13 protein-coding genes are annotated in these 14,225 nt (G+C 39.2%); 2 read left to right on the plus strand and 11 right to left on the minus strand.

Annotation, left to right across the window (positions count from 1 at the left end; genetic code table 11):
• Positions 1 to 104 precede the first annotated feature (104 nt).
• Both HRT55_RS17240 and HRT55_RS17245 read right to left on the minus strand, forming a co-directional pair.
• Complete coding sequence (locus tag HRT55_RS17240; protein WP_291623200.1) at positions 105 to 2,615, minus strand: FtsX-like permease family protein; 2,511 nt, start codon at positions 2,613 to 2,615, stop codon at positions 105 to 107.
• Complete coding sequence (locus HRT55_RS17245; protein ID WP_291623202.1) at positions 2,605 to 3,318, minus strand: ABC transporter ATP-binding protein; 714 nt, start codon at positions 3,316 to 3,318, stop codon at positions 2,605 to 2,607. Before HRT55_RS17245 ends, HRT55_RS17240 begins: the two co-directional genes overlap by 11 nt.
• On the opposite strand from HRT55_RS17245, the gene HRT55_RS17250 reads away from it, so the two are divergent.
• Both HRT55_RS17250 and HRT55_RS17255 read left to right on the plus strand, forming a co-directional pair.
• Entirely contained in the window at positions 3,317 to 3,937 is a 621-nt protein-coding gene (locus HRT55_RS17250) for an arylesterase (protein ID WP_291623204.1), read from the plus strand. The genes HRT55_RS17245 and HRT55_RS17250 overlap by 2 nt on opposite strands.
• A 366-nt stretch (positions 3,938 to 4,303) precedes the next feature.
• Positions 4,304 to 5,875 carry a cation:proton antiporter family protein gene (locus tag HRT55_RS17255; RefSeq protein ID WP_291623206.1) on the plus strand — a complete coding sequence of 524 codons (1,572 nt, stop codon included), beginning with the start codon at positions 4,304 to 4,306 and terminating at the stop codon, positions 5,873 to 5,875.
• Between the two features lie 495 nt (positions 5,876 to 6,370).
• On the opposite strand, the gene HRT55_RS17260 is transcribed toward HRT55_RS17255, so the two are convergent.
• From HRT55_RS17260 to fabG, 9 genes are all read right to left on the minus strand, one after another.
• Entirely contained in the window at positions 6,371 to 7,138 is a 768-nt protein-coding gene (locus HRT55_RS17260; protein ID WP_291623208.1) for a TatD family hydrolase, read from the minus strand.
• 124 nt (positions 7,139 to 7,262) lie between these two features.
• On the minus strand, positions 7,263 to 7,589 hold the full coding sequence (locus HRT55_RS17265) for a PilZ domain-containing protein (RefSeq protein WP_291616927.1): 327 nt from the start codon (positions 7,587 to 7,589) through the stop codon (positions 7,263 to 7,265).
• A gap of 9 nt (positions 7,590 to 7,598) precedes the next feature.
• Complete coding sequence (locus HRT55_RS17270; RefSeq protein WP_291623210.1) at positions 7,599 to 8,612, minus strand: DNA polymerase III subunit delta'; 1,014 nt, start codon at positions 8,610 to 8,612, stop codon at positions 7,599 to 7,601.
• 9 nt (positions 8,613 to 8,621) lie between these two features.
• Positions 8,622 to 9,260 carry a dTMP kinase gene (gene tmk, locus HRT55_RS17275; RefSeq protein WP_291623212.1) on the minus strand — a complete coding sequence of 213 codons (639 nt, stop codon included), beginning with the start codon at positions 9,258 to 9,260 and terminating at the stop codon, positions 8,622 to 8,624.
• A 95-nt stretch (positions 9,261 to 9,355) separates the two neighbouring features.
• On the minus strand, positions 9,356 to 10,366 hold the full coding sequence (gene mltG, locus HRT55_RS17280; RefSeq protein WP_291623214.1) for an endolytic transglycosylase MltG: 1,011 nt from the start codon (positions 10,364 to 10,366) through the stop codon (positions 9,356 to 9,358).
• Positions 10,367 to 10,416: 50 nt separating this feature from the next.
• A complete protein-coding gene (pabC, locus tag HRT55_RS17285; protein ID WP_291623216.1) occupies positions 10,417 to 11,223 on the minus strand; it encodes an aminodeoxychorismate lyase in 807 nt (268 codons plus the stop codon).
• 385 nt (positions 11,224 to 11,608) lie between these two features.
• Positions 11,609 to 12,847 carry a beta-ketoacyl-ACP synthase II gene (fabF, locus tag HRT55_RS17290; protein WP_291616793.1) on the minus strand — a complete coding sequence of 413 codons (1,239 nt, stop codon included), beginning with the start codon at positions 12,845 to 12,847 and terminating at the stop codon, positions 11,609 to 11,611.
• A 168-nt stretch (positions 12,848 to 13,015) separates the two neighbouring features.
• Positions 13,016 to 13,249 carry an acyl carrier protein gene (gene acpP, locus HRT55_RS17295; RefSeq protein WP_011043112.1) on the minus strand — a complete coding sequence of 78 codons (234 nt, stop codon included), beginning with the start codon at positions 13,247 to 13,249 and terminating at the stop codon, positions 13,016 to 13,018.
• A 160-nt stretch (positions 13,250 to 13,409) separates the two neighbouring features.
• Positions 13,410 to 14,156, minus strand: a complete 747-nt coding sequence (gene fabG, locus HRT55_RS17300; RefSeq protein ID WP_291616785.1) for a 3-oxoacyl-ACP reductase FabG — start codon at positions 14,154 to 14,156, stop codon at positions 13,410 to 13,412.
• Positions 14,157 to 14,225: the final 69 nt, after the last annotated feature.

A 14,225-nucleotide genomic window follows, 5' to 3' on the forward strand; every position in this document is an offset into this window, starting at 1 on the left:
ATCAACTGGTTATTCTCCAGAGCCTGTATGGTTAAAAATTATAACCGCTATAGCCTATGTGCGAGCATAACGACCCAAGCGATAAGCAGGGTCGTTATCTGTGTTTAACCAAGCTTCCTTAACAAGCCTTGGGTATTTTGTCGCATGGTATTAGCCACCATAAGATAACCAATGCTTGAAACAAATAATGCACCACTTACCGGCCCTAACAACCATATATAAGGATGAAGGCGCCCTGCTATATCAAAGAGTTGCTGTTGAATAACCAGTAAAGCAACATCACTCACTATTGCGGCAACTAAGCCGGCAATGCCTCCCAACAGCATAAACTCATAAAGTGTTGCCAACTTAATCAACCGACCTTTAGCGCCTAAAGTTCGTAAAATCACCACTTCTTGCATACGCTCAGCCAAGCTTGCTTGAACCTGAGAAATAAGTACTAAAGCACCACTGACGAGGACAATAGATAAAACAAAACCAATAGCTAAGGATACTTGCGCAATAATTGCTTGCGCCTGTTCAATTTGTGCCTTGATATCTATCATACTTATTGTTGGGTATCGCTGTAATAACTGGCTGATACCTTTGGTATCGCGATCATGTAATTTCGCAGCACTAAAGTAGGTTACCGGTACTTTTCCGGCCATATTAGGGCTTAAAATCATAACGAAATTGGGTTTTAGGCTACCCCAATCGACTTTCCTGAAACTTGTGACTTTAGCGTCTATTGGTTGTTCATTGACCAAAAGTGTAATGGTATCGCCAATTTTTAAGCCAAGAGTTTCTTGCCAACCATCAAAAACGGATACTTCAATATCATCACCAGTACCGCCATCAGTAAACCATTCTCCTTCAGTTATTTCATTACCTTCAGGCAAAGATGTTAACCAAGTTAAATTAGGCTCTCTACTGACCCCTTCTCTGGCATTTTCATCTTTTTCCTCACCCTCTTGTTTAGACACGCGACGAGCAAATTCTTCGCCATTTACAGCATCAACACGGCCACTAAATACGGGATAAAAGTCTTCATGGGCAATGTTGTTGTCCTTAAAGAATTTTTTGATTGGCGTCACTTCTTCTTTAGCGATATTGATGATGAACATATTAGGTGCATCTGCAGGTACTTGCATTTGCCAGTCTGAAATGATGTCGTTTTTTAATACCACCAAAAATAGCATTAACTTAATCGCTAAAGCGAAACTGATCAGTTGGATGGCATTGGCATTGGCTCTTTTTTGTAAGGTGGCTATTGCTAATGACCAACTAGATCCTGGTCTAAGTCCTAGTTTACGACCTGCAGCAAATAATAAGCGTGATAAAGCAAATAAAACCGCAATGACAACTAAAGTCGAAGCAAATAAAATTAAGGTAGTAACAATCTCACCACTAAATAGCCACATCAAGACAAAAATAGTTAGCATTGAAAGGCCAATATGAATTCGGCTTATTGCTAAGGTATCACCTAAGTTACGGCGCAATACTCGAAGCGGCGGAATATCAAATAAATCTAACAGCGGTTTAAGTGAAAACATCAATGCACAAACAAGACCGATAAAAGCAGATAATAACCAAGGACGTACACCCGCTTGCGGCAATTCGGTGCCCATAAAGGTAGCCAAATAATCAGCGCCTATGGTTTGCAAGACAAAGCCTAGCGCTAAACCGGCAACGATTGAAAAAGTTGTCACCAAACTAAGGTGTAAAAGAAAAATATTACGGATAACTTTACGACTACCACCCAGTGTTTTCATCATGGCAACGGGGTCGTACTGTCGCTCACAATAGCGCTTAGCTGACACAGCCATAGCAACCGCGGCTAACATTATGCCAAATAATCCGGCCAATAATAGAAAGCGTTCGGCACGGTCTAAGTTATTGCCCAGTGGTGATTGTCTATCTTTAAGACCTTGCCAGTTTTGGTTACTTTTAAGCTGAGGTTTGAGCCAAGCATAATAATCACTTAACTCTTGTTCATTACCCGCAAAAAGTAGACGGTGGAATACTCGACTACCGGGTTGAACCGCTTGAGTAGTTACAATATCGGCATAGTTTAACAGCACACGCTTATTACCCGATAACGAGAAAAATGGCGCATCAGGCTCTTTTACTAACACTTTAGTGACGTTAAAATTACCAGCGCCCAACTCAACCTTATCGCCAACGTTTACCTTAAGAGTATAAAACAAGCCTTCACTAAGCCAAACTGAACCGGCCTTAGGGCCAGTATCGACTTCATAGGCTTTGCTGGCAAGATTGTCCTTGATGGTGATTTTTCCGCGCAGAGGATAAGCAGCAGTGGTCGCCTTCACTGAGCCTAAAACTAATTCATCATTGGCAAAGAGCATGGAATCAAAATAAAGCATTTGTGCCGTTGCCAGACCAAATTGACTCGCTTGCTTGAGCAACTGTGGCTCAAAAGCATGATTACTTGATAAGCGACGATCGCTGGCAATAAAGTCACTACTTTTTTGCGCAATATTTAGACTGATTCGCTCGGTAATTGCAGATAAACTAAATACGGTAAGCACAGCCAGAGCAATGGCAGCAAAGATAATAGTTAGTTCACCACGTCTAAATTCTCGAGAGAATAGCTTAAAGGCCAGTTTAACCCACATTGGCAGCTACCCCTTCGCTGATTTTTTCCAGTTGTCCGCCTTCAATATGTATAATGCGCTGGCATTTTTTTGCTAATTGTTCATCATGTGTCACGAGTACCAAAGTAGTACCGTTTTGCTTATTTAAATCAAAGAGTAGTGTTTCAATCAAATGACCATTTTTACTGTCAAGATTTGCTGAAGGCTCATCGGCAAAAAGTATTTTAGGCGAGCCAATAAAGGCTCTAGCAATAGCAACTCTTTGTTGTTCACCGCCGGATAATTGTGAAGGATAATGTCCAAGTCGATGTGAAAGCCCTACTTTATCCAATAATTCAACCGCTTGTGCTTTGGCATCATGGTCACCGGCCAGCTCTGCTGGTAACATGACATTTTCAAGAGCGGTTAAACTTTGCACCAACATAAATGATTGAAAGACAAAACCAATTTTTTCAGCCCGTAACTGAGCACGTGCTTCTTCATCGAGTGTACTTAAGGCATCACCGTCGAGATGAACCTCACCCTGACTTGCCACATCTAATCCTGCCAACAAACTCAGCAAGGTTGATTTACCCGAGCCAGAAGCACCAACAATTGCGACTGACTCCCCTGACTTGACAGAAAAGTTTATATCGCTAAGGATAGTGAGGCTTCCTTCAAGTGTGTTAACACGCTGAGTAAGCCCTGACACTTGAATAACATTTAACTGAGAAAGTACTGACATGACACGCTGTTTCCTAAAATCTATTATTATCTTAATTTTGACAAACTTGTCATTAACAAGCCATGCAAACGACAAAATATTACTTATTGGTGACAGCTTAAGCGCTGGCTATGGGCTTGAGCAAGCACAAGCATGGGTTCATTTGTTACAAAATAAATATATAGAAAAAAACCAAGCCATCACAGTAATTAATACCGCTATAAGTGGTCAAACGACCGATAACGCCTTATTGAAAATTGATGCTTGGCTTAAAACACACCAACCGAGTCATGTATTGATTGAACTGGGTGGTAATGATGGTATTAGAGGCTTTCCTGTAAAATTGTTGCAGAAGCATTTAAGTCAGTTGGTCACCATAAGTCAACAACATGGTGCGAAAGTAGCCTTAATGGAGATTCATATCCCGCCTAACTTAGGTCCAAGATATCGTCAAATGTTTACCGACAGTTATAGTAAGGTTGCCAAACAAACCGGCGCTTACCTTATGCCCTACTTTATGAGTGACATAGCTGTTGATACTTCGTTAATGCTTAATGATAACTTACATCCAAATGCCAAAGCACAGCCAATAATCCGTGATTTTATGTACAGTGAAATTAATAAATGGTTAGCCGACTAATTTAGCTCAGTAAGCTAAAGAACAAGCTCCAATAAAGAACGGGGCTATGGCAAGTAAAGACCAAAATGCTCGGCTAAAATGGCCTCAAGTGACTATAACGGGCTTACTCTCAACCCTAATAGCCAACTATTGCTCACACAAGTACCTTATTATCATAAATTCATTGCCGTCAAACTTACTAATTTAATTGGTATAAGAGTTTGTTTTTAAGGTAAACTTATCTTCTATAGCGATGAATACCTGCCAAGGTATTTATCGATATAAAGTAACTTCTGCAAAGATGTAGATATCAAGGTTTATGCCTGCATTTGTTACAAACACCTAGAACTTTCCCGCTCAGTAAAACAACTTAAATAGAGTAATGCTATGGACTTTATCTGGATACTTTTCGCCTTTATCTGCGGCTTGGCAGCAAAAACCACCTCACTTCCTCCCTCTATTGGTTTCCTTGCGGCTGGTTTTATCTTAAATATCGCTGGTTATCAAGCAGATGAAAGCTTGAGTGTACTCAGTGATTTAGGTATTACCATCATGCTATTTACCATAGGTTTAAAGCTCAACGTGAAAAACCTATTCAAAACAGAAGTTTGGCTAGGTTGCTCTTTACATACTTTACTTTGGATTGTGGTCACCATAAGCTTTATTAAAATACTCGCGCTAATGTCAGTGAGTTATTTCAGTGATTTAGATTTTATGACGGCAGCGTTAATCGCTTTTGCCTTAAGCTTTAGTAGCACAGTTTGCGTGATAAAATTATTAGAAGAAAATGGCGAGATGCGTACCCGCCACGGAAAATTAGCGGTAAGTATACTGGTTATTCAAGATATAGTTGCCGTTGTCTTTTTAGTTGTTGCTACCGGTAAAACACCATCAATATGGGCTTTTGCCCTACTGGGGCTATTTCTAATCAAACCCCTTATTAATAGAGTGATTAGCCATGTTGGCCATGGTGAACTCATTCCCTTAATGGGCTTTTTCCTAGCACTTGGTAGCTATGAATTATTCGAACTGGTGAACATTAAGGGAGACTTAGGTGCGCTTATTGTTGGTATGTTCTTAGCCTCTCATGTTAAAGCCTCTGAAATTAATAAAGCCTTAATGAGTTTTAAAGATATCTTTTTAATTGGCTTCTTCTTATCCATTGGTTTTACTGCGATACCAACACTAGAAATGCTAGGTTTAGCGAGTATATTAGTATTGTTAATACCGATTAAATTCGCGCTGTTTTATGGCATTTTCAGTCTATTAAAAATGCGTTGTCGTAGTGCCTTTCTCAGTGCCTTATCATTAAGTAATTTCAGTGAATTTGGCTTAATTGTTGGCGCGCTAAGCGTAACCGCGGGCTGGCTGAGTAATGATTGGTTAGTGATCATGGCATTAAGTGTATCCATTTCCTTTATTATAACGAATATCGTTTATCGCTTTGCCCACACACTCTTTGCTAAACATAGACGATTTTTATCCTATTTTGAACGCCAAGAAAAACTCGACGAAGACAGTTTCTGTCAACCTTGTCAGCGGCCTATTGTTATAATCGGCATGGGTCGCGTTGGCATGGGTGCTTATCAAGCCATTAACAGCCATAGTACTAATCCGGCATGGGGTTTAGATGCAGATAAAGACAAAATAACCTGGTTAACGAGTGAAGGCATTGAAGCTTATTATGGTGATGCTGAAGATATTCACTTTTGGGAGAGTATTGATCTTTCACGTATTGAATTAGTATTACTTGCGCTACCTTCAGTACAAGATGCAATTAGCATTACTACCCAATTAAATGCGGCTAATTATCAAGGAAAAATTGCTGCCGTCGCCCGTTATGATGATGAACGTTTACAACTAGAAGAATTCGGCATTGATAAAGTTTTTAACTTTTATACAGAGGCTGGAGTCGGTTTTGCTGAAGAAAGTTTAGCTTTATTAACTGAAACTAAGTAATAGCGAGTAACTAATGATAGCCGCTTACTGCGCTTATCATTAGTTAATATCAAAACACTTACGGCCCTAAACCGGCAAATAAACAGACAAAATCACGCTGTGCATAGCCTGTGTAAAAGGTGTGATAAAGCGGTGTTACAGCTGTTAACAATATCATTTAAAAACCTGCACAGAAACAACAAAATACCACCTAAGCACCTGTAATATAACAACTAAATAAATAATCAACAAAACATTAGCTATTTAAAAAACATACACTACACTTAATTACACAAGCTTAGCAGGGAGTAAGGTTTTTCCTGCTAAGGTGTTAGTAAACAGGATTTTACACCCTAGTTTATTTTTGTTTTTTGTTTTTATCTTAATTACCAGATAATGGTTAATTAGCGCACGGCTCAAACCCCTTGAGCCAATCTTTAAGCCCAAACGTTTGTTTGGGCCTTTTTTTGTCTTAAATTTATCAAGGTATCTATAGATGGAAGTTTTAACCGCGGATTAAAGCTTAAAAAGTCGATTAAAGTTATCACTAGAAAGTTTAGCTATTTCTTCAACTGATTGGCCACGAATACTTGCTAAATGTTTGGCGACTTCGACCACATAAGCAGGTTGATTTTCTTTACCTCGGTGAGGTACAGGAGCAAGATAAGGTGCATCAGTTTCGATTAAGAATTTATCATCAGGCACTAAAGCCGCAACTTCTCTTAATGCGGTGGCATTTTTAAAGGTAACGATACCTGAAAAAGAAATATAAAAGCCTAATGCTATCGCTTGTTCAGCCATATCCCAGCTTTCAGTAAAGCAATGTAGAATACCTCCTACTTGCTCTGCCCCTTCACTGCGCAGTAGCGCTAAAGTATCTTCTTGCGCTGCGCGAGTATGAATAATGAGCGGTTTATTTAATTGCTTGGCAACGTGAATATGTTTTTTGAATGAATCAAGCTGCAACGCTTTAGTCTCTGGCGCGTAATGGTAATCCAAACCAGTTTCACCAATAGCGATTACTCGCTCATTTTGACTTAAGGCTAATAGCTGCTCAGTTATAATTTCATCTTCTTGATTTAAAGGATGAGCACCGCAAGTCAGCAATACATTGTCATAATGAGCGGTTTTTTCTGCCATTTTAGGAAAATCAGCTAAGGTCACGCTGACACAAAGCAATTTATCTACTTTTGCCGCTTTGGCAGCCTGGATAACATTATCCAGATTATCATCATAAAGGGATAAATTAAGGCGATCTAAATGGCAATGAGAATCTATAAACAACGAGGAGCTCCTGTGCTTTAAAAGGTTTGGCTTTGAATAGCCGTTATAATTTTTGTCACTTATTTATTGTGTGACAAGAAAGCCGTATTATACCAATTGAACTAAGTAATTATTCCGTTTCGTATTACATAGTTAACGTCGGCTCTGAAGAATTTAAATGTCGAGCGATTATTTGCTCAATTTGATGGCGAGTTTTTTCAGGATCTTTAACAAAAGTAACACCAACACCAGGAGGAGTACCGTTTTGCGCGCCAATGGGGGTCAACCAACAAACTTCACCATGAACAACAGACTCTTCTAAAGCATCTGGCAGTAATATGTGTAATTCAACTTCATCACCGAGATCATATTGGCGTGGTGTACGGACAAAAACGCCACCTTCTTTAAGAAAAGGCATAAAGGCAAGATATAAATCACGCTCTGAATGAAACTCTACGTTTAATGGAACCAAGTTGCTCTCCTATGTCGATGGTCTAACGATATCATTTATCGTCATAAGTAGCTGTTCAGCGACGAATTGTCGATTAGCTTGTGTATAAGACTTTATCAGTTTATGACTACTGATGATAGCTTGATATATTTGATTCAACACCTGTACTGAAATTTTCTGATTAACAATCTGCGTAGGCTGTTCAGGGTCATTATCTGAGCCATTAACGAGATAATATTGCCTTACTAGGTTACAGGTTATTTTTTCTAGCCAACGTAAACCGTGTTTATTATCCACAAGCTGGTTGAGTAAAGTAGCTTCACTTTGACCATGATTTAAGTAATCTAAAAAGCATTGATTAAAGGCTTGAAACGCTTGGAAAACATCTTCATCGGTTAATTCGGGCAATTGGGATAAATTAACAAAAGCATTAGCATTTAACTTGTCATTAATACTAGAGCCATTGGCTATTTGAGAGTTACCATGCAGCGATGTTGTGAGTTGAGCCAATAATGCTTCACCGACCATAGGTCTGATAGCATATATTGCACAGCGACTAATTATGGTCGGTAATAAACACTCAATATCATCGGTAATTAAAACAATATAACTGTTCGCGCTTGGCTCCTCTAAGGTCTTTAATAAAGCATTAGCAGCAGCAATCGTCATTGTTTGCGCTTGAGGAATTAATATTGTTTTCAACCGGCCAAGATGCGCTGTTTTTTCTAAGAAAGCATTACCGCGACGAACATCATCAACCCCTAAGGTTTTATTCTCACTGGTTAATAATAAATGATCGGGATAACTGTTACTTTTTCTTAATAAACAAGCTTTGCATTGCTCACAGGCTCTGCTGATGTTGCCATCATCAGCAGAATCACTGCTTGATAATGGTTGTTGGCATATTAGTAAATCAATTAGCCACTTTGCCAAGGCATCTTTACCCGCACCAGCTATACCTTGCAAGATAATGGCATGAGCCAAGGTTTGTTGCTGATATTGTCGGCTTAATTGCACTTGCTTTTCGCGGCATATTTGTAACATATGGGCTATCTAATCCAAGTCTGCTTGCGCGATAAATTTGATCACCGCTTGTTCTATATCTTGATGCACGGCTAGCATTGTTTGTGCTGCATCAACTGTCACAATAGATGTATCCTGTGCGGCTAGCTCGCGATATTTATTATGAACACGAATAAAAAATTCCATCTGCTCTAATTCAATACGGTCTAAATCACCTCGTGCTTTTGCACGAGATAAACCAATATGTGGGTCTATATCTAAATAGAGAGTGATGTCAGGGCGAAAGCCTTTTAAAGTAATATTACTGATAGTATCCATAATATTTTCGTCAAAGCCTCGACCGCCGCCTTGGTATGCACGTGAACTTAAATCATGGCGATCCCCAATTACCCATTTGCCTTCCGCTAAGGCTGGCAATATTTTGTTGGCAAGCAATTGACTGCGACTGGCATACATAAGTAACAATTCTGTTTCAATAGTAAGCTTTTCTTGGTGATCTACTGATTTGACCATATCACGCAAGGATTCAGCCAAAGGTGTGCCACCTGGCTCTCTGGTATTAACATAGTCAATACCTTGTTTCTTTAAGATATTTTCTATTACTGCGATAGCCGAGGATTTACCCGCACCTTCCATGCCTTCAATGACAATAAATTTTCCTGTAGACATATTTTCGCTTTTACCTTGGGTCAGTTATTTTTTAATTTAATCAATTGTGTATTTTAAACACGTGAGTAATATCTACTCAGCTCTTACTGCTACTTTTACCGATTTGCTCTTTTTTGTTTGTTCAAGTAATCCCTAACCGCACGATTATGTTCAGCCAGTGTTTTACTAAAAACATGTTTACCGTTACCACCACTTACAAAGTAATAATAATCACTCGTTGCAGGGTGCAAGGTTGCTTTAAGAGCTGATAAACCAGCCATTGCAATAGGTGTTGGTGGTAAGCCATTAATTCTATAAGTATTATATGCTGTTTTTTCACGTAAATGTGCCCGGGTGATATCCCCTTGATAACGTTCACCTAGGCCATAAATAACCGTCGGGTCGGTTTGCAAACGCATTCTTTTACGTAAACGATTGACAAAAACTGCTGAGATCACAGGCTGCTCGGCAATATAACTGGTTTCCTTTTCTATTATTGAAGCCATGATTAACGCTTGATAAGGCGTTTTATAAGGTAAATTTTTAGCCCTAGCTTCCCATGCAGTATTAAGCTGCGATTGCATATTGGCATAAGCACGTTTTAATAAGGTTAAATCTAAAGTATCTGCGGTGAAGGCATAAGTATCTGGAAATAACCAACCTTCTGGATTTGCTGAATCAATACCAAGTTTTGCTGCTATTTCACTAACGGGTTTACCGTTAACACTTTGTTTAATTTGTGGATGTTCTGCCAAAATAACTAAAGCATCTTTAAAGCGAGTGCCTTCAATAAAAGTAACTGAAAACTGATGCTCTTTACCCTCAACAAGCTGGACTAATAATTGTGCTAAAGTAGAATCTTTTTTTATCAGATAGGTACCCGCTTTAATATTGGCTTTTTGTGGAAATAATCGACCATAGTTTCTTAGCCAAAAACGTGTAGTTACCCACTGTTTTTGCTCTAATTGCTTAGCAAAAGAACTAATAGAACTGCCTGAGGACACAGTTAAAAAGTTATCTTGAGCAATGGCTAGCGGCGTAGTCAAAGCTTTATCAAATTGGTAGGCTAAAGTCGCCGCGGCGCTCAGCAATGCTAACAAAATAAGTAGAATTAGTTTTTTGAGCACACCCTGTCCTTTTTAAAAATAAATATGATAGATAAGTAGATAAAGGTCGTTTAGATAAACCCTGTCATTTGCTTTTGCAGTCGCTGCACATCATCCATTGCAAGTATGCGATTATTGTACGTTTTTACCGGGATAATGCCCATCAAAGAATTACAGATAAACATCCCTTGTGCTTGTTTAAGCTCGCTTAACTTAATTTGGCTAACGTTAATATGCGGATATTTGGCTAAAATAGCCTTCCTAATAATACCATTAACGCCAGAGGATGATAAATCTGGTGTGCATAATTGCCCATCTAGCCAGTAAAATAAATTAGCGCTGATTGCTTCTATGACATACCCTTGGCAATTAGTAACGATTAGGTCATCTTCAATACGATCATCAAGCTCAGCTTTTAATAACACTTGCTCGAGTCTATTTAGATGTTTTAACCCCGCAAGCATAGGGCTAGTCGATAGCTGTTGTTTACTATCCCCTAAGTTAATTCCTTGCTGGGCAAGTGCGCTATAATGACTTGGGAAATCTGACACCATAATAATAACATTGGTGGCGCTTTCGCTTAGCCCTATTCTCGAGTAACCTCTGCCGCCACTACCTGCAGTAATCATCACTTTTAAGACTGCAAGCGGATAAGCTTTAGCAACCGATTGCAATTGTTCCGTTAAGTTTGCCATTACTGGCGATGTTAACTTTAATTGCTGGCAACCTAGCGTTAATCTTTCGATATGTTTATCGAGTAATACTATTTGGCCATCCACAATTTTTGCTGTGGTGAATAGTCCATCACCGTATGCTAAACCGCGATCAGTAACTTGGATATCTGTTTGCTGTTGACCATTTACCGAGCAATATTTCATTGATTGTCACTACATTAATGATAAATACCAAGTACATTAATCAATTGACCACTTAGCGAGAATTAAAAGGCTTAGAGGCAAGGCATTGATTGAAGAGAATGGTTATTCCCTTGTCGAAATTAATAACGATGCATGTAGGCCTTTTAAACTCGCCCTTTGGGAGTTTATTAGCAAACTAATAACTACTCAAAATTAAAGAAATATAGAATAACTATGTTTAAGTAATTTTGTTTGCTCTAAGCTCGCTAATACAACTCTAAGTTGATCAATTCATTAGTGTAATTGGTATGACATAAAAAAGCCTGAAGACTTCCTCAAAGTGAGGCTAGCATTCAGGCTTACTCATTGTTTTTCAGGAAATTGGTATTAGTTATTAGGCACTAAGCTAAATTTTCTTAAAGATAAGGGAGCCGTTCGTGCCACCAAAACCAAATGAGTTACAAAGTACGTATTCAAGTTCAACATCACGCGCTGCACCGGCAATATAATCTAAATCACAACCCACATCGGGGTTATCTAGATTGATCGTTGGCGGCACTTGGTTATGCATCAGTGCCTGAATACTAAAAATAGCTTCAACAGAGCCAGCTGCACCTAATAAGTGTCCAGTCATTGACTTAGTAGAGCCCATCATAACCTTGTGTGCACTGTTACCAAATACGGTTTTAACCGCATTAGTTTCGGCAATGTCACCCGCGTGTGTCGAAGTACCATGAGCATTGATATAGCCAATTTTACTGATATCAATTTTTGCGTCATTAATCGCATTTTGCATAGCACGCGCTGCACCATCACCATTTACAGGTGGTGATGTCATGTGGTAGGCATCACCACTCATGCCAAAACCAACCAGCTCTGCATAAATCTTAGCGCCACGTGCTTTAGCATGTTCATATTCTTCAACAACGATAACACCAGCACCATCACCAAGGACAAAGCCATCACGGTCTTTATCCCAAGGACGCGATGCGGCCTCTGGGTCGTCATTTCGACGAGATAAAGCCCGTGCAGCACCAAAGCCGCCCATACCTAGGGTAGTAGATGCTTTTTCAGCACCACCAGCAACCATAGCATCGGCATCACCATAAGCAATCATACGCGCAGCATGGCCGATATTGTGCACACCACTAGTACAGGCTGTGGTAATAGCAATATTTGGACCTTGCAGACCAAACATAATAGAGATGTGCCCGGCAATCATATTAATAATGGTTGAGGGGACAAAAAATGGCGATAACTTACGCGGATTACCTTCGGCTTTTAACAGCTTATTGTGGTTTTGTTCAATTAATCCTAAACCGCCAATACCTGAGCCAACAGCAACACCAATACGAGGAGCATTTTGCTCGGTTATTTCAAGGCCTGAATCTTTAAAAGCTTGCACACCAGCAGCAACACCGTATTGAATGAAAAGATCCATTTTCTTGGCTTCTTTTCGTTCCATATAGTTTTGCGCATCAAAACCTTTTATTAAACCAGCAAACTTAGTTGGATAATCTGTGGTATCAAAATGGTCAATATTAGCTATACCACTTTTTCCAAGTAACAGGTTTTGCCAGGTTTCTTCTGCGGTGTTGGCTAAAGGGCTAAGCATGCCCATACCAGTAACTACTACACGTCTCATAACAGAGCGGCCTCCGAAAAATTTATTGTATTACCTAAGTTAAGGCTTAATTTAGCCCATAAGTTAAGTATTATCGTCATATTAAAGATAAAAAAAAAGCGGTCACTTACAATTAAGTATACCGCTTTTATTATTTTATAAGCCCGATAAAATCGAACTTATTAACAATTACTGGTTTGCAGTAACGTAATCGATTGCTGCTTGCACTGTAGTGATCTTTTCAGCTTCTTCGTCAGGAATTTCAGTATCAAATTCTTCTTCTAACGCCATAACTAATTCTACAGTGTCTAATGAGTCAGCACCTAAGTCATCAACAAATGATGAATCAATTTTTACTTCTGCTTCACTAACACCTAGTTGTTCAACTGTAATTTTTTTTACGCGTTCTTCGATATTACTCATCTTCTTTCCTTTACTAAAAAGTGTATTCTTTCAAATTGTGTGTAGTGTATTCGTCAACAGCTCACCATGCAAGCTTCTAATTCACTTTTTTATCTGGTCTAACCTGTTGAACTATTGAAAAATATTATTAAAAAACAATGTAAGGCTTAACAAATAAGGCTTACACCATATACATACCACCATTGACGTGAATAGTTTCACCCGTCACATAAGCAGCAGCATCAGAAGCTAAGAAAGCTACCGTACTGGCAATCTCTTCTGGCTTACCTAAACGTTTTGCCGGTACTTGAGAGAAAATACCCTCTTTTTGCTCGTCAGTCAGTGTTTTTGTCATATCAGTATCAATAAAGCCTGGTGCAACTGTATTAACAGTAATACCACGAGAAGCGACTTCACGTGCCAAGGCTTTAGTAAAGCCTAATAAGCCCGCTTTAGCTGCAGCATAGTTTACTTGACCGGCATTACCCATAGTTCCCACAACAGAGCCTATATTGATGATACGGCCAGTGCGTTTCTTCATCATAGGACGAATAGCCGCTTTACTTACTTTAAATACCGACGTTAAGTTAGTATCAATGATATCTTGCCACTCGTCATTTTTCATACGCATAAACAAGTTATCACGGGTAATACCGGCATTATTGACCAAAATATCAATAGAACCATGTGCTTCTTTAATAGCAGCGAACATTTCGCTGATCGAATCATCACTGGTCACGTTAAGCACTAAGCCCATACCACTGCCATTATTTTCCGTTAAGTATTCGGCAATGTTCTTTGCGCCATTTTCTGATGTCGCTGTACCAATTACCGTTGCACCAAGTGCTTGTAATTGTGTTGCTATCGCTTTACCAATACCGCGGCTCGCGCCAGTTACTAAAGCGACTTTACCTTCTAATGAAAACATATTTATACCTACTATTTTTATTTTATCACGCTAACTTGCAGAACAAGTTAACGAGTTAACGAGTTATTT

Origin of the sequence: Colwellia sp. (genome assembly GCF_013214175.1) — a bacterium.
Lineage (GTDB): Bacteria > Pseudomonadota > Gammaproteobacteria > Enterobacterales > Alteromonadaceae > Colwellia.

Bases quoted from the DNA above. Each gene is read 5' to 3' on its own strand.
- HRT55_RS17240 (WP_291623200.1), bottom strand. From the start codon at position 2,615: ATGTGGGTTAAACTGGCCTTTAAGCTATTCTCTCGAGAATTTAGACGT.
- HRT55_RS17250 (WP_291623204.1), top strand. From the start codon at position 3,317: ATGACACGCTGTTTCCTAAAATCTATTATTATCTTAATTTTGACAAAC.
- HRT55_RS17245 (WP_291623202.1), bottom strand. From the start codon at position 3,318: ATGTCAGTACTTTCTCAGTTAAATGTTATTCAAGTGTCAGGGCTTACT.
- HRT55_RS17255 (WP_291623206.1), top strand. From the start codon at position 4,304: ATGGACTTTATCTGGATACTTTTCGCCTTTATCTGCGGCTTGGCAGCA.
- HRT55_RS17270 (WP_291623210.1), bottom strand. From the start codon at position 8,612: ATGTTACAAATATGCCGCGAAAAGCAAGTGCAATTAAGCCGACAATAT.
- tmk (WP_291623212.1), bottom strand. From the start codon at position 9,260: ATGTCTACAGGAAAATTTATTGTCATTGAAGGCATGGAAGGTGCGGGT.
- pabC (WP_291623216.1), bottom strand. From the start codon at position 11,223: ATGAAATATTGCTCGGTAAATGGTCAACAGCAAACAGATATCCAAGTT.
- fabF (WP_291616793.1), bottom strand. From the start codon at position 12,847: ATGAGACGTGTAGTAGTTACTGGTATGGGCATGCTTAGCCCTTTAGCC.
- acpP (WP_011043112.1), bottom strand. From the start codon at position 13,249: ATGAGTAATATCGAAGAACGCGTAAAAAAAATTACAGTTGAACAACTA.
- fabG (WP_291616785.1), bottom strand. From the start codon at position 14,156: ATGTTTTCATTAGAAGGTAAAGTCGCTTTAGTAACTGGCGCGAGCCGC.